The sequence below is a fragment of the Streptosporangium sp. NPDC006930 genome (genome assembly GCF_040635605.1).
Taxonomy (GTDB): domain Bacteria; phylum Actinomycetota; class Actinomycetes; order Streptosporangiales; family Streptosporangiaceae; genus Streptosporangium.
Genome location: NZ_JBEYID010000008.1, coordinates 18,355 through 34,145 on the forward strand (window position 1 = coordinate 18,355; position 15,791 = coordinate 34,145).

General features: G+C 69.6%; 13 protein-coding genes and 1 tRNA gene. 9 read left to right on the forward strand and 5 right to left on the reverse strand.

The genetic code is table 11. From position 1 onward, the window contains the following. The first annotated feature begins 145 nt into the window (after positions 1-145). Positions 146-1,624, forward strand: a complete 1,479-nt coding sequence (locus ABZ664_RS15990; protein ID WP_362509314.1) for a CYTH and CHAD domain-containing protein — start codon at positions 146-148, stop codon at positions 1,622-1,624. Between the two features lie 118 nt (positions 1,625-1,742). Here the strand turns inward: ABZ664_RS15990 and ABZ664_RS15995 are convergent, their stop codons facing one another. The 4 genes from ABZ664_RS15995 to ABZ664_RS16010 all read right to left on the reverse strand — a co-directional run bounded on the left by ABZ664_RS15995 (position 1,743) and on the right by ABZ664_RS16010 (position 6,862). Next, positions 1,743-2,627 (reverse strand): NUDIX hydrolase, encoded by an 885-nt coding sequence (locus tag ABZ664_RS15995; protein WP_362509317.1) that lies wholly within the window; start codon positions 2,625-2,627, stop codon positions 1,743-1,745. Beyond that, entirely contained in the window at positions 2,620-4,683 is a 2,064-nt protein-coding gene (locus ABZ664_RS16000) for an RNA degradosome polyphosphate kinase (RefSeq protein ID WP_362509320.1), read from the reverse strand. The genes ABZ664_RS15995 and ABZ664_RS16000 overlap by 8 nt, the downstream gene beginning before the upstream one ends. 62 nt (positions 4,684-4,745) lie before the next feature. Beyond that, positions 4,746-5,870: a TetR family transcriptional regulator gene (locus ABZ664_RS16005; protein WP_362509323.1), complete on the reverse strand. Its 1,125-nt coding sequence runs from the start codon at positions 5,868-5,870 to the stop codon at positions 4,746-4,748. Positions 5,871-5,920: 50 nt separating this feature from the next. Beyond that, entirely contained in the window at positions 5,921-6,862 is a 942-nt protein-coding gene (locus ABZ664_RS16010; protein ID WP_362509326.1) for a fatty acid desaturase, read from the reverse strand. Positions 6,863-7,264: 402 nt separating this feature from the next. Between ABZ664_RS16010 and ABZ664_RS16015 the strand changes: the two genes are divergently transcribed. The 5 genes from ABZ664_RS16015 (at position 7,265) to pth (ending at position 11,555) form a co-directional block, all read left to right on the forward strand. Continuing rightward, positions 7,265-7,336 (forward strand) — tRNA-Gln (locus ABZ664_RS16015). 165 nt (positions 7,337-7,501) lie between these two features. Beyond that, positions 7,502-8,953: a bifunctional UDP-N-acetylglucosamine diphosphorylase/glucosamine-1-phosphate N-acetyltransferase GlmU gene (gene glmU, locus ABZ664_RS16020; RefSeq protein WP_362509329.1), complete on the forward strand. Its 1,452-nt coding sequence runs from the start codon at positions 7,502-7,504 to the stop codon at positions 8,951-8,953. Between the two features lie 100 nt (positions 8,954-9,053). Next, the gene (locus tag ABZ664_RS16025) at positions 9,054-10,031 is read left to right on the forward strand and encodes a ribose-phosphate diphosphokinase (RefSeq protein WP_362509333.1); all 978 of its coding nucleotides are present in this window, start codon (positions 9,054-9,056) and stop codon (positions 10,029-10,031) included. 243 nt (positions 10,032-10,274) lie between these two features. Next, the gene (locus ABZ664_RS16030; protein ID WP_362509336.1) at positions 10,275-10,886 is read left to right on the forward strand and encodes a 50S ribosomal protein L25/general stress protein Ctc; all 612 of its coding nucleotides are present in this window, start codon (positions 10,275-10,277) and stop codon (positions 10,884-10,886) included. A gap of 63 nt (positions 10,887-10,949) precedes the next feature. Continuing rightward, positions 10,950-11,555: an aminoacyl-tRNA hydrolase gene (gene pth / locus ABZ664_RS16035; RefSeq protein WP_362509339.1), complete on the forward strand. Its 606-nt coding sequence runs from the start codon at positions 10,950-10,952 to the stop codon at positions 11,553-11,555. Positions 11,556-11,722: 167 nt separating this feature from the next. Here the strand turns inward: pth and ABZ664_RS16040 are convergent, their stop codons facing one another. Next, positions 11,723-12,223: an exonuclease gene (locus tag ABZ664_RS16040; RefSeq protein WP_362509341.1), complete on the reverse strand. Its 501-nt coding sequence runs from the start codon at positions 12,221-12,223 to the stop codon at positions 11,723-11,725. 156 nt (positions 12,224-12,379) lie between these two features. Here ABZ664_RS16040 and ABZ664_RS16045 point away from each other — a divergent pair, with 156 nt between their 5' ends. The 3 genes from ABZ664_RS16045 to cysD are packed head-to-tail and all read left to right on the forward strand — an operon-like array spanning position 12,380 to position 15,745. Beyond that, on the forward strand, positions 12,380-14,044 hold the full coding sequence (locus ABZ664_RS16045; protein WP_362509344.1) for a sugar transferase: 1,665 nt from the start codon (positions 12,380-12,382) through the stop codon (positions 14,042-14,044). Continuing rightward, positions 14,044-14,811 (forward strand): 3'(2'),5'-bisphosphate nucleotidase CysQ, encoded by a 768-nt coding sequence (locus ABZ664_RS16050; protein WP_362509347.1) that lies wholly within the window; start codon positions 14,044-14,046, stop codon positions 14,809-14,811. The genes ABZ664_RS16045 and ABZ664_RS16050 overlap by 1 nt, the downstream gene beginning before the upstream one ends. Positions 14,812-14,830: 19 nt before the next feature. Further along, a complete protein-coding gene (gene cysD / locus ABZ664_RS16055; RefSeq protein WP_362509350.1) occupies positions 14,831-15,745 on the forward strand; it encodes a sulfate adenylyltransferase subunit CysD in 915 nt (304 codons plus the stop codon). The last annotated feature ends 46 nt before the right edge of the window (positions 15,746-15,791 follow it).

Here is a 15,791-nt window from a genome sequence, read left to right on the forward strand (position 1 = left end):
ACGGGAGCACCATGAGGCACCCCGGTAGCCCGGACAGCGGTGGCGTCCTGGTTACGGCGATGGTTGGGGTTCCTGGACGGATGACAGGGCATCAATAAATACTGCGAAGACATGGTAGATATCTGGGCAAATCTGGGGATGACCTGTGGGAATAGAGATCGAGGACAAGTTCGACGTGCCGGTGGACTACCGGCTGCCGGACCTTACGGGCCTGCCGGGTTCGACCGGAGTGGTGGGGCCGAAAACCCACCAGCTGGTCGCCCTCTACTTCGACACGCCCGATCTGAGGCTCGCCGCGCGGGGGATCACCCTGCGCAGGCGCAGGGGCGGCACCGATCCGGGCTGGCACCTCAAACTTCCCAAGGCCAAGGGCGTCCGGCAGGAGATCACCCACCCGCTGACCCGGAGCGCCAAGATCGTCCCTGTCGAGCTGGCGGACCTGGTGCTCGCCTACACCCGGGGCGCCCCGCTCGCGCCCATCGCCGAGCTGGACACCCGCCGCTCCGTCACCACCCTGGTCAACGGCGCCGGGGTGGGGCTGGTCGAGATCGCCGACGACCGGGTCAAGGGCACCGTGCTCGGTGACGAACCCCACGTCGAGCGCTGGCGCGAGGTGGAGGCGGAGTTGCTCCAGGGTGAGGAGAAGCTCCTGAAGAAGGTCGGCAAGCGGCTGGGCAAGGCGGGTGCCGTCCCCGCCGACTCGGCGAGCAAGCTCGCGCGCCTGCTCGGCGGCGCCGGAGCGGTCTCGGAGCATCCGCGCGCCGAGACCGCTCCGGGGTCGGCGGGCGAGGTCGTCCTCGACTACCTCACCTCCCAGGTCGGCGTGCTGCTCGCCCAGGACCCCCGGGTCAGGAAGGCGGAGGAGGACGCCGTGCACCAGATGCGCGTCGCCGCCCGGCGGCTCCGCAGCGCGCTGAAGTCGTTCAAGGCGGTCGTCGAGGGGACCGACGACCTCAGGAAGGAGCTCAAGTGGCTCGGCGCGGTCCTCGGTGAGGCACGTGACCTGGAGGTCATCCGTGAGCGGTTCGCGCGCAGGCTCGACAGCCTGGACGACGCGCTGATCGTGGGCCCGGTGAGGGCGAGGCTCAGCTCCGACCTGCTGGACGACGAACACGAGGCCCTCGACCGGATCAGGGACCTCATGGGCGGGGAACGCTACTTCGCCCTGCTCGACGCCCTCGACGACCTGACCGGCACTCCGGTGCTCACCAAGGCCGCGAAGAAGCCCGCCGAGACCCTGGAGGTCGTCGCCGCCAAGAGCTGGCGCCGGGTCACCAGGATCTACGACACCGCCCAGGCCGTCGAGGACGAGTCCGAGCGCGAGATCGCGATGCACGACGTGCGCAAGGCGGCAAAGCAGGCCCGCTACACCGCCGAGGTGATCGGCATGAAGAAGCTGGCCAAGTGGGCGGAGGACGTCCAGGAGGTGCTGGGCAGTCACATGGACGGCGTCGTCGCGCAGGAGCGGCTCGCGGCCGAGGCCGGAAACGCCCGCCTCGTCGGGGAGGACACGTTCACCTACGGCGTGCTGACCGGCGTGGAGCGGGCCGCGGCCGCGCGCGCGTGGGAGGAGTTCCCCCGGATCTGGGAGGAGACGAGGGCCGCCGTCGCGAAAATCCTCTGACGGGACGGCCGGGTGGGGACGACCTCACCCGGCCGTCCCCACCCGGCGTCTCGGCCACGGTGAGCTCCGGCGGCACGAGGTCCCTCATGGAGGGACGGCCGACGCCTCCGGCGTGCCGTCAGACGTCGTAGGCGTCCACGGCCACGACGTCGCCGCCGGTGTGGTGCAGCACCATGAACGCGCCCTTGGCCAGCCGCGTGCCACCCGCCCGTTCGTCGAGTCCGGCGATCAACTCGGGCAGGACCTTGCCGTGGCTGCAGAGCGCGACGGGCCGGTTCGAGGCCATCGCCTCCGTGGCCAGGCACAGGGAGGCCCGGCAGTCGTAACCGTTCTCCGACAGGACGGATTCGAGCCGGATCGGCAGGCCGGCCCGCTCGGCGTACGGCTCCAGGGTCTGTACGCACCGCCTGCTGGGTGAGCTGACCAGCTCCGCGGGGCGGAAGGCGCCCAGCACGCTCGCCAGCACCTCGGACTGCCCGCGCCCGCGCCCGTCGAGCGGCCGGTCGTCGTCGTCGCCCTTCCAGTCCTGCCGGTTTCCCGCCAGGGCGTGCCGTACCAGCACGAGCGGGGTGGTCGCGAGGGGCGCCTGCGCCTCGCCGAGTGCGCGGAGCAGTCCGGCGTCCCACTCGTAGGTCAGGCGCCGTGCGGCCTCCTCCACCGGTAGCCAGGCCACGCCGTCGACCTCGCGGGTGTCGGTGCGACCGCCCTCGGAGACCATCCTGGCCAGCCAGTAGTCGACCCGCTTGGGCCGCCCGCCCTTGAAATAGTGGCTCGACGGCAGCGACCGGCCGAACTCCACGGTGAGGCCCGTCTCCTCGGCCACCTCCCGCAGCGCGCCGGCGACGGGGTGCTCACCGCGCTTCAGCTTCCCCTTGGGAAACGACCAGTCGTCGTACTTGGGCCGGTGGACGAGTGCGACCTCCGGCGCGTCGGGGGAGCCGCGCCAGATGACCGCCCCGGCCGCGTGGATCATGTCGTCCGGGTGGGGGCCGTGCTCAGTCATCGATCGCTCTCCACCTGCGGGTGCCGATCAGATAGGTCTGCAGGTCGTCGCCGGGGTGCCGGGTCCAGGTGCCGTCGGAGTTGAGCCACCAGGTCGCGGTGTCGTCCGACATGGCCCGGTCCAGCAGGTCGCTGAGATAGTTGCGCTGCTGCTGGCTGGAGACCTTGACCAGCGTCTCCACCCTGCGTTCGATGTTGCGGCGCATCATGTCACCGCTGCCGATCCAGATCTCCGGGCGCCGGCCGTGGCCGAACTCGTAGATCCGCGAGTGTTCGAGGAACCGGCCCAGGACGCTCCTCACCCTGATGTTCTCCGACAGCTCGGGGACACCGGGGCGGAGCGTGCAGACCCCGCGCACCCACAGGTCCACCGGTACGCCGGCCTGTGACGCCCGGTAGAGGGCGTCGATGATGGGCTCGTCCACCAGGGAGTTCGTCTTCATCCTGATCCTGGCCGGCCGTCCCGCCTCCTGGTGGGAGATCTCCCGCTCGATCCTGGCCAGCAGACCGCCGCGCATGGAGTGCGGGGCGACGAGCAGCCGCCGGTAGGCCGAGTGGTTGGAGTAGCCGGTGAGGTGGATGAACAGGTCCGTGACGTCCTCGCCGACCAGCCGGTCGGCGGTGAGCAGGCCGAGGTCCTCGTACAGCCTGGCGGTCTTGGGGTTGTAGTTCCCCGTGCCGATGTGGCAGTAGCTGCGCAGTTCGCCCGAGGGCTCCTGGCGCACGACCAGGGCGAGCTTGCAGTGGGTCTTCAGGCCCACGACGCCGTAGACCACGTGGCATCCGGCCCGCTCCAGCTTGCGCGCCCAGGTGATGTTGGCGTGCTCGTCGAACCTGGCCTTGATCTCCACCACCACGACGACCTGCTTGCCCGCTTCGGCGGCGTCGATCAGCGCGTCCACGATCGGCGAGTCGCCGCTGGTGCGGTAGAGCGTCTGCTTGATGGCGAGCACGGCAGGGTCGGCCGCGGCCTGCTCGATGAACCGCTGCACGCTCGTGGAGAACGAGTCGTACGGGTGGTGCAGCAGCACGTCCCGCTCGCGCAACACCGCGAAGATGTCGTCCTCGACGTGCACGACCTCCGCGGGCACGAACGGGCGGAAGCTCAGCTCGCCCCGGTCCAGGTCGGCGATCGCGTGCAGCCCGGTCAGGTCCAGCGGCCCCGGCAGCCGGTAGATCTCGTGCTCGGCGACCCCCAGCTCGTCCACCAGCAGGTCGAGCACCTCGGGCGTGATGGTGTCCTCGACCTCCAGCCGGACCGGGGGGCCGAAGCGGCGCTTGAGCAGCTCGCGCTCCAGCGCCTGCATGAGGTTCTCCGTGACGTCCTCGTCGACGTCGAGGTCCTCGTTGCGGGTCACCCGGAAGACGTGGTGCTCGACGATCTCCATGCCCTTGAACAGCTGTCCGAGGTGGGCGGCGATCACGTCCTCCAGCGGGACGAAGCGGTCCCTGGAGGCGGTGACGAAGCGGGGGAGCTGGCTGGGCACCTTCACCCTGGCGAAGACCGTGTTGCCCGTCGAGGGGTTGCGGACGGTGACGGCCAGGTTCAGGGACAGGCCCGAGATGTACGGAAAGGGATGGGCGGGGTCGACGGCGAGGGGCGTCAGCACCGGCCTGATCCGCTCCCTGAAGAGCTTGCGCATCTCGCTGCGCTCGTCGCGGCCCAGATCGTCCCAGCGCACGATCTCGATGCCCTCGGCGCCCAGCTGCGGGCAGATCCGCTCGTGGAAGCAGGCCGACTGCCGCTGCGCGAGGTCGTTGGCGATGGCCGCGATCCTCGCCAGCTCTTCACGCGGTTTCAGCCCGCTCTTCGTGCGGAGCAGCAGGCCGGTGGCCATCCGTCGTTTCAACCCGGCCACCCGCACGCGGAAGAACTCGTCGAGGTTGCTGGCGAAGATGGCGAGGAACCGAACCCGTTCGAGCAGGGGCAGTGACGGATCTTCCGCCAGCTCCAGGACTCGCTGGTTGAACTGGAGCCAGCTCTCCTCCCGGTTGAGGAAGCGTTCCTGGGGTAGAGAGAGCCCATCGGGGGCCGGGCGAACGAGTTCAGCGGACATATGACCAGAATGCCCGCTTTGGTTGAACGGAACGTTAACTTCGTCTCAACGAGCGCTGTTGCTTACTCACTTGGTTCAAGCTTTTCCCGCCCCGCATCGACGGAGCTCGCGTGCCTGCGGCCGTCGCCGGCGGCCCTGGCCTCCTTGAGCTGCGCCTTCTCCAGATCTCGCAGCTCCCGCTCGCGGGCCTTCTCCTGCTCCCTGAGCAGCCGCTGCTGCTCCCGATACTCCCGCTCGCGCACCTTCTCCAGCTCCCGCTGCTCGCGGAGCCGGATCTTCTCCAGGTCTTTGGCGAGCTTCTCGGCCTCGCGCCGCTCGCGCTCGCGGGCCTTCTCCTGCTCCTTGAGCTCGCGCTCGCGCAGCTTCTCCTGGTTCTTCAGCTCCCGCTCGCGGGCCTTCTCCAGCTCCCGGATCTCCTTTTCCGTCAGGGGCGGCGACTCTTCCGGGGGAGGCTCCGGCTCTTTCGGCTCCGGCTCTTTCGGCTCCGGCCCGGTGGCGCGCGGCCGGGGGCCGGACGGGTGGGGTTCGGACGGGCGCGGCTGGGGATGGGCGAGCCGGTGCTCCAGGCCGCGCGAGGCCGCGGTCAGCCGGGGGTTGGGATCCAGGCCGGTCAGACCGTTCCAGGCCAGGTTGACCAGGTGGGCGGCGACCTCCTCGCGCGCCGGTCTGCGCACGTCCAGCCACCACTGGCCGGTCAGCGCCACCATGCCGACCAGCATCTGGGCGTACATGGGAGCCAGTTGGGGGTCGTAGCCTCGCTCGACGAACTCGTCGACCATGACGTCCTCGACCTGGCTGGCGATGTCGTTGATCAGGCTGGCGAACGTGCCGGTCCCCGAGGCGGCGTGCGAGTCACGGACGAGGATGCGGAAACCCTCGCTGTTCTCCTCCACGTAGGCCAGCAGGGCGAGAGCCGCCCTCTCCAGCTTGATCAGCGAGTGCGAGGCGGACAGCGCCTCGGTCACCAGGCTCAGTAACTTCTGCATCTCCCGGTCGATGACGACCGCGTACACGCCCTCCTTACCGCCGAAGTGCTCGTAGACCACCGGTTTGGAGACGTTCGCGGTCGCCGCGATCTCCTCGACCGATGTGCCGTCGAACCCTTTCTCCGCGAACAGGGTCCTGCTGATCTGGATCAGCTGTTCCCGGCGTTCCTTACCTGACATGCGCCGTCGGGGTTCGCTCACGTCTCTAATAATGGCGTTCCCCCGCTCCCGGACGGGACCCGAACCCCGGGTCAGGCGGCGATGCGCTTGGCGGCGAGGCGCTCGGGCGTCGGCCAGCGCACGTCGTAGGCCCATCCGGCCTTCTCGAACCAGCGGATGACGCCCGCGCTGAGGTCGATCTGCCCCTTCAACACGCCGTGCCGGGCGCAGGTCGGGTCGGAGTGGTGCAGGTTGTGCCAGGACTCGCCGAAGGAGGGGATGGCGAGCCACCACACGTTGCGCGACTTGTCACGCGACTCGAAGGCCTCCTCGCCGAAGACGTGGCAGATGGAGTTGATCGACCAGGTCACGTGGTGCAGCAGGCCGATCCTGACCAGCGTGCCCCAGAAGAAGCCGGTCGCCATGCCCCACCACGACCAGGTCAGCAGGCCGCCCAGCAGGGCGGGCATCACCATCGTGGTGATCGCCAGCACGGGGAAGAGCTTGTGCAGCTTGATGATGTCCGGGTCCTTGACCAGGTCGGGCGCGTACTTCTCGCGGTTGGCCCTGTCGGCCTCGAACAGCCAGCCCATGTGTGCCCAGAGCAGACCCTTGGCCACGGCCACGAAGCCCGTGCCGAAGCGCCACGGCGAGTGCGGGTCGCCCTCCTTGTCGGAGAACTTGTGGTGCTTGCGGTGGGTGGCCACCCAGTCGAGCACCGACATCTCCATGGAGAGGCTGCCGGCGATGCCCAACGCGATCTTCAGCGGGCGCTTGGCCTTGAACGAACCGTGCGTGAAGTGGCGGTGCAGGCCGACGGTGACGCCCAGTCCGGTGACCACGTAGAAGACGCTCGCGATGATGACGTCGGACCAGCCGAGCCCCCACCCCCAGGCGAACGGGATGGCCACGACCAGCGCGATCAGCGGGGCGCCGACCACCACCCCGAAGGTGATGATCTCGGGCAGGGTCTTCCGCTCGGGGTCGATGTCAGGTTTTGGGCCCTGAGCAGGGCGCTCTTCGATGAGGGTCATGCGCTACCTCGCGGTGGCTCGGAAAAGGCAAGGACTCATGTCCGGCTACGCAACCGTAACCTACGCAATCGTAAGTTAGGAACACCTAAGCGCCTAATGTCAGGAACATGACTCTCTGGGATTCACTCCGTAGCGGGTCCATCACTTGTTCTACCCTCGGCTGACCTGCTAAACGAGGATGCCGCGTGCGCCCGCCCGTGAAGCCGGTGACGCCCGGGGGGTTCGTGTCCCCTGAGGCGTCCGGGATGCCCGGGGGGATCGGGCGACCGAGCGCGTGCCCGGTTGTGCGGGCCGCGGGGGCGGGTCGCGGAAGCGGGTGCCAAAACGGGGCGCGTTCGGCGGTGCGGGCTCTGTATCGTAGGGGTGCCGGGCGTACGGGTTCCGTCCCGATCGCCCGACCGGTCCGGCATTGGGTAATTGGCAGCCCGCAAGGTTTTGGTCCTTGTTGTCCAGGTTCGAGTCCTGGTGCCGGAGCAATCCATTTCTGTCTGTTTTATTCCTCGGCTGGTCGGCTGACTGGCTTCCCGGGGGGGAATGTATCCTCACGGTGTCGAGCAGGTGAGGACGCCGCCCCCCGGGGTAGCCGTCCGTCACCACGCTTCGCCATGTCTCAGTCGCGACGCCGAGGGAGCCTCGTCCGTGAGTGTGCCGCGCCCGGCAGCCGTCATCGTCCTCGCCGCAGGCGAGGGCACCCGGATGAAGTCGAGAACACCGAAGATCCTCCATGAGCTGTGCGGCCGCGCCCTGGTCGACCATGTGCTCGCCGCCGCCAGGGACCTCGAACCCGAGCGGCTCGTCGTCGTCATCGGCCACGAGAGGGAGCGGGTCCAGGCGCACCTGACCGGGGCCGATCCCGAGGCGCGGACCGTCGTCCAGACCGAGCAGAAGGGCACCGGCCACGCCGTCAGGACCGCACTGGAGGCGACCGGCACCATCGACGGCACCGTCCTGGTGACGTACGGCGACACGCCGCTGCTGCGCGCCGAGACCCTCGCCGCCCTGCTCGAACGGCACGGGGAGGACGGCAACGCCGTCACCGTGCTGACGGCCGAGGTCCCCGATCCGCGCGGCTACGGCCGGATCGTCCGCGACGCCTCGGGAGCGGTCCTGGAGATCGTCGAGGAGAAGGACGCGAACCCCGCGCAGCGGGCGATCAAGGAGATGAACTCCGGCGTCTACGCCTTCGACGGCCTCCTGCTCGCCGACGCGGTCAAGCGGGTGTCCACCTCCAACGCCCAGGGCGAGGAGTACCTCACCGACGTCCTCGCGATCCTGCGGGAGGACGGCCACAGGGTCGGCGCGCACATCGCGGCCGACTACGTGGAGGTGGAGGGCGTCAACGACCGCGTGCAGCTGGCGTTCGCCCGAAAGGTGCTCAACGCGCGCCTGCTGGAGGCCCACATGCGGGCCGGGGTGACCGTGATCGACCCGGCCACCACATGGGTCGACGCCGACGTCATCCTCGAAGCGGACGTGGTGATCCATCCCGGGACCCAGCTGCACGGCTGCACGACGGTCGCCGGGGGCGCGGAGATCGGCCCCGCCAGCACCCTGACCGACACGATCGTCGGAGAGGGCGCGCTGGTGCGCAACGCCGTCTGCGTCGACGCCGTGATCGGCCCCGAGGCCCTGGTCGGGCCGTACGCCTACCTGCGCCCCGGCACGGTCCTGGCTCGAAAGGCGAAGGCGGGGACGTACGTTGAGATGAAGAACGCGCAGGTCGGTGAGGGTGCCAAGGTGCCACACCTGAGCTACGTGGGCGACGCCACGATCGGTGCGGGCGCCAACATCGGTGCTTCGGCGATCTTCGTCAACTACGACGGGGTCAACAAGCACCACACGACGGTGGGAGAGAACGCCTTCGTCGGGTGCGACACCATGCTCGTCGCGCCGGTCACGATCGGCGACGGCGCGTACACGGCCGCGGGCTCGGTCATCGACGGAGACGTCCCCCCGGGAGCGATCGGGGTGGCGCGCGCGCGGCAGCGCAACATCGAAGGGTGGGTCGCGCGCAGGCGCGCGGGCACCAGATCGGCCGAGGCGGCGCTACGGGCCGCCGAGGCCGGGGAACAGCAGGGGAGCCAGACGTGAGTGAGCGAAGCGAGCGGCCCGGTGGGCGGCCCGGTGGGCAGTCCGGTGGGCACGGCGGCGTCGCGCGGGCATCGGCGGGCTCTCAGTCGAGGGGGACGGCATGAGCGGCATCAAGAAGACCGGTGAGAAGAACCTGATGTTCTTCTCCGGACGCGCGCACCCGGAGCTGGCGGACGCGGTGGCGAGCCACCTCGGGGTCGACGCGGCGCCGACCACGCTGCGCGACTTCGCCAACGGGGAGATCTACGCCCGCTACCAGGAGTCGGTCCGCGGCTGCGACGCGTTCGTCATGCAGAGCCACACCTGGCCGATCAACCAGTGGATCATGGAACAGCTGATCATGGTGGACGCACTCAAGCGCGCCTCCGCCAAACGGATCACCGTGATCATGCCGTTCTACGGCTACGCCCGCCAGGACAAGAAGGGCCGGGGCCGCGAGCCCATCACCGCCCGCCTCATGGCCGACATGTTCAAGACGGCCGGGGCCGACCGGCTGATGTCGATCGACCTGCACACCTCCCAGATCCAAGGTTTCTTCGACGGCCCGGTGGACCACCTGTTCGCGATGCCCGTCCTGGTCAACTACCTCAAGGACAAGCTCGACCTCGCCACCACCACGGTCGTCTCGCCCGACACCGGCCGGGTGCGGCTCTCGGAGCGCTGGGCCGACACGCTGGGCACCCCGCTCGCCTTCATCCACAAGCGCCGCGACCTCGACGTGGCCAACCAGGTGAAGGTGAACGAGGTCGTCGGCCGGGTGCGGGGCCGGACCTGTGTGCTGATCGACGACATGATCGACACCGCGGGGACGATCTGCAAGGCGGCCGACGCGCTGTACGAGCAGGGCGCGACCAACGTGGTCGTGGCCGCCACCCACGCGGTGTTCTCCGACCCCGCGGTCGACCGGCTGAAGAACTCCGGAATCTCCGAGGTCATCGTCACCGACACGGTGCCGCTGCCCGAGGAGAAGAGGTTCGACAAGCTCACCGTGCTGTCGATCGCCCCCCTGATCGCCCGCGCCATCAACGAGGTCTTCAGCGACGGCTCGGTGACGAGCCTCTTCGAGGGCGACAGCTGACACCCCGTCCCGTCCCCCGGGAAACCGCCGTGCGCGCGTTCCCGGGGACGGTCCTCCTTCCCGTTCCCGGAGCGCGGTGAGGCCCTTTCCGGAGGCATCCGAGGGCGTTCGGGACCGCGACGCGTTTGGCGTCACCGTTGACACGGTAGGGTTGTGGGATTGCGTGCGCTCGTAACGCCTTCCGCTAGGGCGGGTGAGGGGGAGCGCACCTTTCCGATTCCCGAGATCCCTAGGAGATCAGCCATGTCCGAAGTGGTCATCACCACCGAACTCCGTGACAAGTTCGGCAAGGGCGCAGCCCGCAAGATCCGTCGCGAGGACAAGGTCCCCGTCGTCCTCTACGGGCACGGCACCGAGCCCCAGCACCTGTCCCTGCCGGGTCACGAGCTGCTGCTCGCCCTGCGTACGCCGAACGTGCTGATCCGCCTTGAGGGCGCCGTGGCCGAGCTGGCCCTGCCCAAGGGGGTCCAGCGCGACCCGATCAAGGGCTTCCTGGAGCACGTCGACCTCATCCTCGTCCGTCGCGGCGAGAAGGTCACCGTCGACATCCCCGTCACCGTGGTGGGCGACGTCGCCGACGGCATCCTCGACCAGCAGCTCGTCTCCGTCTCCGTCGAGACCGAGGCCACCCACATCCCCGAGGGCGTCGAGGTCGACGTCGAGGGCCTGGAGGTCGGCACCCAGATCACCGCCGCCGACCTGAAGCTGCCCAAGGGCACGACCCTCGCCGCAGACCCCGAGGCGCTCGTCCTCATCGTCGCCCCGACCCCGGTCGCCGAGCCGGCGGGCGAGGCCGCCGAGACGGCCGAGGCCGCTCCGGCCGCCGAGGGCGAGAGCTCCGGGAGCGCCGAGTAGTTTTCTCTGCTAGATCTGTCAGGGCGGCCCGGGACCGGGCCGCCCTGACGCGCGTGTGAAGGGATGTCGATCGTGGACCGCTGGTTGGTCGTGGGCCTGGGAAACCCCGGGCCGGAGTACGCCGGGAACCGGCACAACGCGGGGTTCATGGTCCTGGACGAGCTCGCCGCGCGAGCCGGGGGACGGTTCAAGGCGCACAGGTCGCGGGCGGAGGTCCTGGAGGGCCGCCTGGCGGGTGTCCCCGCCGTGCTGGCCAAGCCGCTGTCCTTCATGAACCTCTCCGGCGGGCCGGTCAAGGCCCTGGCCGACTTCTACAAGGTCGACCCGGCCAGGGTGGTCGTGGTCCACGACGAGCTGGACATCCCCTACGGCGCGCTGAGGGCGAAGCTGGGCGGCGGCGACAACGGCCACAACGGGCTGAAGTCGATCACCAAGTCGCTGGCGACCAAGGACTACCTGCGGGTGAGGTTCGGCATCGGCCGCCCACCAGGGCGGATGGACGCCGCGGCCTACGTCCTGCGCGACTTCGCCACCGCCGAACGCAAGGATCTCGCCTTCCTCGTCGACCGCGCCTCCGACGTGGTGGAGTCGCTGATCAAGGTCGGCCTGGAGCCGACCCAGAACGCCTTCCACGCCGGCGACCTGAACATCTCCGGCCCGCCCAGATAGCCGGCTCTCGGACGGTTGACCCCCAGACGGTTGGCCCGCCCGGACGCTCGGAGCACTCGGACGGTCGGCCGGCCCGGAGAGCCGGTCCGTCCGGGGAGCCGGTCCGTCCGGACGGGCGGCCCGCCAGGGAGGCCCGGGTGTTCGCGCCGTGCTCCCCGTGGCCGATGTCAGCGGCGGTCGAACGCCATCAGATTCTGCAGCAGCTCGGCCTGCTCGATCGCGTCGTCAAGCGCGTTGTGGGTGTGCGGACGCCGGGACCGCAGGTGCTCGGGCATCTGCCGCTTGGTCGCCCAGCCGATCGGTACGCCTGCCTTGGCCGCGTACAGCGTCTTGAGGTCGATGCACCGCGAATGCCCGAACGGCGAGGCGCCGGTGAAGCGCATGAAATACCAGTAAATCCACATCCAGTCGTAGGAGAGCGGATAGGCCGCCAGCACCGGCGAGCTGTTCCCGCACACCTCGCGGATCCACGCGGCGGCCCCCCGCATCGCCTCGGCCGGGTCGCGGCCCTCGCGGATCAGCGTCTCCCGGTCGAGCCCGCTCACGGCGAGCGCCTCGGGCACATGGTCGTCGCTGATCGGCCGCAGCTCCGCGTAGAGCGTGAGGGTCTGCGGATCCACCGGCTCGAAGACCTTTCCGGTCATCCGCCCGGCCACGGTCATACCCATGCTGATCATTGAATACGGCCCCGGAATGGGACCATCAGCCTCGACATCCACAGAGATATACGTTTCGGTCTTCAACCTTCTGGTCTCTCCCGCCACCGCTAGCATTCCATGACTGTCTGTCCGTGAACGGTTACGCAGGGGGAGCGCGTGCGCGACGTGACCGCATTCCAGGCCGCACAGGAGAGCGGGTCGGGAGCCGTCCAGGCCGCGCGGGAAGCCGACGGGAAGGCCGTGCCGGTCGTGCGGGAAGGCGAGGCGAAAGCCGTCCCGGACATGCAGGAAGGCGGGTCCGGAGCCGTGCGAGAGGCCGGGGCCGCCCCGGTCGTGCGGGAGGCCGGGTCCGGGGCCGTGCGGGAGGCCGGGTCCGGGGCCGTGCGGGAGGCCGGGTCCGGGGCCGTGCGGGAGGCCGGGGCGGTTCCGGTCGCGCGGCGGCGCACACCGGGCTGGGTGCGGAAGCACCGCGCGACGGCCGTCGCCGCCGACACCGTCTGCGCCGCCCTGGCCGGAGCCCTCGCGCTGTTCGTTCGATTCGGCGAGGTTACCGCCTACGTCTTCCCGTACGTCGTGCTGAGTGCGGCCCTGCCCGTCGTCTGGGTCTGCGTGGTCGCGCTGAACCGCGCCTACGAGCCCCGGCTCATCGGCCTGGGTTCGGAGGAGTTCCAGCGGATCCTGCAGTGCGGCTTCATGCTCACCGCCGCCCTCGCAGTCTGCGCCTACCTCACCAAGATCGAGGTGGCCCGGGGTTACGTGGTGCTGGCGCTCCCGCTGACGACGCTGCTCACCCTCCTCGCCAGGTACGCCCTGCGCCGTTCCCTGCACCGCAGGCGGGCGCGGGGCGGGTGCATGCGGCGGGTCGTGGCGGTGGGTCACCGGGCGGCGATCACCGAGCTGGTCCGCAGGTTCCGCCGGGAGCGCTACCACGGCATGGAGGTCGTGGCGGCGTGCATCCCGCGCGGCGGGATGGGCGACGTGGAGGGCGTGCCCGTCCTGGGCGACCTCTCCGAGGTCGCGCTCGCGGTCGGGCGGGTCTCGGCCGACACCGTGGCCGTGCTCGCCTGCCCGGAGATGGACGGGGTGGCGCTGCGGCGGCTGGCCTGGCGGCTGGAGAAGACCGACACGGACCTGATCGTCGCCCCCGCCCTCATGGAGGTGGCCGGGCCGCGGATCACCATCCGCCCGGCGGCGGGACTGCCGTTGCTGCACGTGGACCACCCCGAGATCTCCGGCCTGCGTCAGGTGCTCAAGAACCTGTTCGACCGGGTGGGGGCCGGGCTGCTGCTGACGGCGCTGCTGCCCCTGCTGGCGGGGGTGGCGATGGCCGTACGGGCCTCGGGGCCGGGACCGGTGTTCTTCCGGCAGACGAGGGTGGGGCGCGACGGTGCCGAGTTCACGATCTACAAGTTCCGGACGATGCGCGCCGACGCCGAGCGCAGGAAGATCGCCCTGTCCAGCGACGGCCCCGGCCCACTTTTCAAGATCCGTAATGATCCGAGGGTGACGCCGCTGGGCGCCCGGCTGCGCCGCCACTCACTGGACGAACTGCCTCAATTGATTAACGTGGTTCTGGGGCATATGTCGCTGGTCGGCCCCCGGCCGCCACTGCCCGAGGAGGTCACAAGGTACGGTGACGACGTCCGCCGTCGATTACTGGTCAAGCCGGGCATGACCGGCCTCTGGCAGGTGAGTGGCCGTTCTGACCTCTCTTGGGAGGAATCCGTACGATTGGACCTGCGTTACGTGGAGAGCTGGTCCCTCATGCTGGACCTGCAGATCCTGTGGAAGACTTGGTCGGCTGTCGCGCGAGGAGCTGGAGCATACTGATGACCGTTCGCGACGATCACGAGCTCGCCGCCGAGCTGGCGACAACGGCCGGCGAGAAGCTGGCGGCGCTGCGCGCGGAGCGCGGCTTCGGCGACCCGTCCGAGCTTCGCAAGGAAGGCGACGCCTCCTCCCACGTGTTTCTCATGGAGGCCCTGTCACGGTTGCGTCCGGGTGACAGTGTGCTGTCCGAGGAGGCGACCAGCGAGGAGCGTCTCGACTCGCGCAGGCTGCGCGCCGAGCGGGTCTGGATCATCGATCCGCTGGACGGCACCCGTGAGTTCGCCGAGGAGGGCCGCTCTGACTGGGCGGTCCACGTGGCGCTCTGGGAGCGCGGCACACTGACGGCCGGAGCCGTCGCGCTGCCCGCCCAGGGCCGTACGCTCTCCACCCTCGAACCCCCCGTGCCGCCCACCCCCGACGCGGGCGCGAGGCCCAGGATCGCGGTCAGCAGGACCCGCCCGCCGGAGTTCGTCCAGAACCTGGCCCGCCTCGCCGGCGCCGACCTGGTGCCGATCGGTTCGGCGGGTGCCAAGATCTCCGCCGTGCTCACCGGCGAGGTCGAGGCCTACGTGCACGCCGGCGGCCAGTACGAGTGGGACTCCGCCGCGCCCGTCGCGGTGGCCCTCGCCTCCGGGGTCCACGCGAGCCGTATCGACGGCTCGCCGCTGGTCTACAACCGGCCCGACCCCTCACTGCCGGATATCCTTGTTTCCCTACCGGGACTGGCGTCAACGTTGCTCGCTGGAATCCGGGATCTGCACCGCTAATCCCCGCTAGGAGAGTCTGATGCTTCAGCGCGACTACACCACGTCGCAGCTCGATGTCCTCGAGGCAGAGGCTATTCACATCATGCGTGAGGTCGCGGCGGAGTTCGAGCGCCCCTGTCTGCTCTTCTCCGGGGGCAAGGACTCCATCGTCATGCTCCGCATCGCGGAGAAGGCGTTCTGGCCCGCGCCGATTCCCTTCCCTCTGATGCACGTCGACACCGGGCACAACTTCACCGAGGTCATCGAGTTCCGCGACCGCCGCGCCGCCGAGCTGGGCGCACGCCTCGTCGTCGCCAGCGTCCAGGACTCCATCGACGCCGGACGCGTCGTCGAGGAGACCGGCCGCAGAGCCTCACGCAACCGGCTCCAGACCACGACGCTGCTGGACGCGATCGAGGAGAACGAGTACGACGCGGTGTTCGGCGGCGCCCGCCGCGACGAGGAGAAGGCCCGTGCCAAGGAGCGCGTGTTCTCCTTCCGCGACGACTTCGGCCAGTGGGACCCCAAGAACCAGCGTCCCGAGCTGTGGAACCTCTACAACGCGAGGATCCGCAAGGGCGAGCACATCCGCGTGTTCCCGCTGTCCAACTGGACCGAGCTCGACATCTGGGACTACATCCGGCGCGAGGGGATCGAGATTCCCTCGATCTACTTCGCCCACACCCGCAAGGTGTTCGAACGCGACGGCATGCTGCTCGCCGACAGCGAGTTCATCACCCGCGACGAGGACGAGTCGCTCCTGGAGATGACGGTCCGCTACCGGACGGTCGGTGACGTGACCTGCACCGGCGCCGTCCAGTCGAGTGCCGCGACGGTCGAGGAGATCATCGAGGAGATCGCGGTGACCCGGATCACCGAGCGCGGTGCCACCCGCGCCGACGACCGTGCCTCCGAGGCGTCCATGGAGGACCGCAAGAAGGAGGGCTACTTCTAGTGAGAGTCCGAATCTTCGACGCCCCGTGTGACCCGGTCCACCCGGC

Coding starts and splice junctions, on each gene's coding strand:
- ABZ664_RS16040 (WP_362509341.1), bottom strand. CDS start 12,223: ATGGGTATGACCGTGGCCGGGCGGATGACCGGAAAGGTCTTCGAGCCG.
- ABZ664_RS16010 (WP_362509326.1), bottom strand. CDS start 6,862: ATGACCCTCATCGAAGAGCGCCCTGCTCAGGGCCCAAAACCTGACATC.
- ABZ664_RS16025 (WP_362509333.1), top strand. CDS start 9,054: ATGAGCGGCATCAAGAAGACCGGTGAGAAGAACCTGATGTTCTTCTCC.
- ABZ664_RS16000 (WP_362509320.1), bottom strand. CDS start 4,683: ATGTCCGCTGAACTCGTTCGCCCGGCCCCCGATGGGCTCTCTCTACCC.
- ABZ664_RS15995 (WP_362509317.1), bottom strand. CDS start 2,627: ATGACTGAGCACGGCCCCCACCCGGACGACATGATCCACGCGGCCGGG.
- cysD (WP_362509350.1), top strand. CDS start 14,831: ATGCTTCAGCGCGACTACACCACGTCGCAGCTCGATGTCCTCGAGGCA.
- pth (WP_362509339.1), top strand. CDS start 10,950: ATGTCGATCGTGGACCGCTGGTTGGTCGTGGGCCTGGGAAACCCCGGG.
- ABZ664_RS16030 (WP_362509336.1), top strand. CDS start 10,275: ATGTCCGAAGTGGTCATCACCACCGAACTCCGTGACAAGTTCGGCAAG.
- ABZ664_RS16050 (WP_362509347.1), top strand. CDS start 14,044: ATGACCGTTCGCGACGATCACGAGCTCGCCGCCGAGCTGGCGACAACG.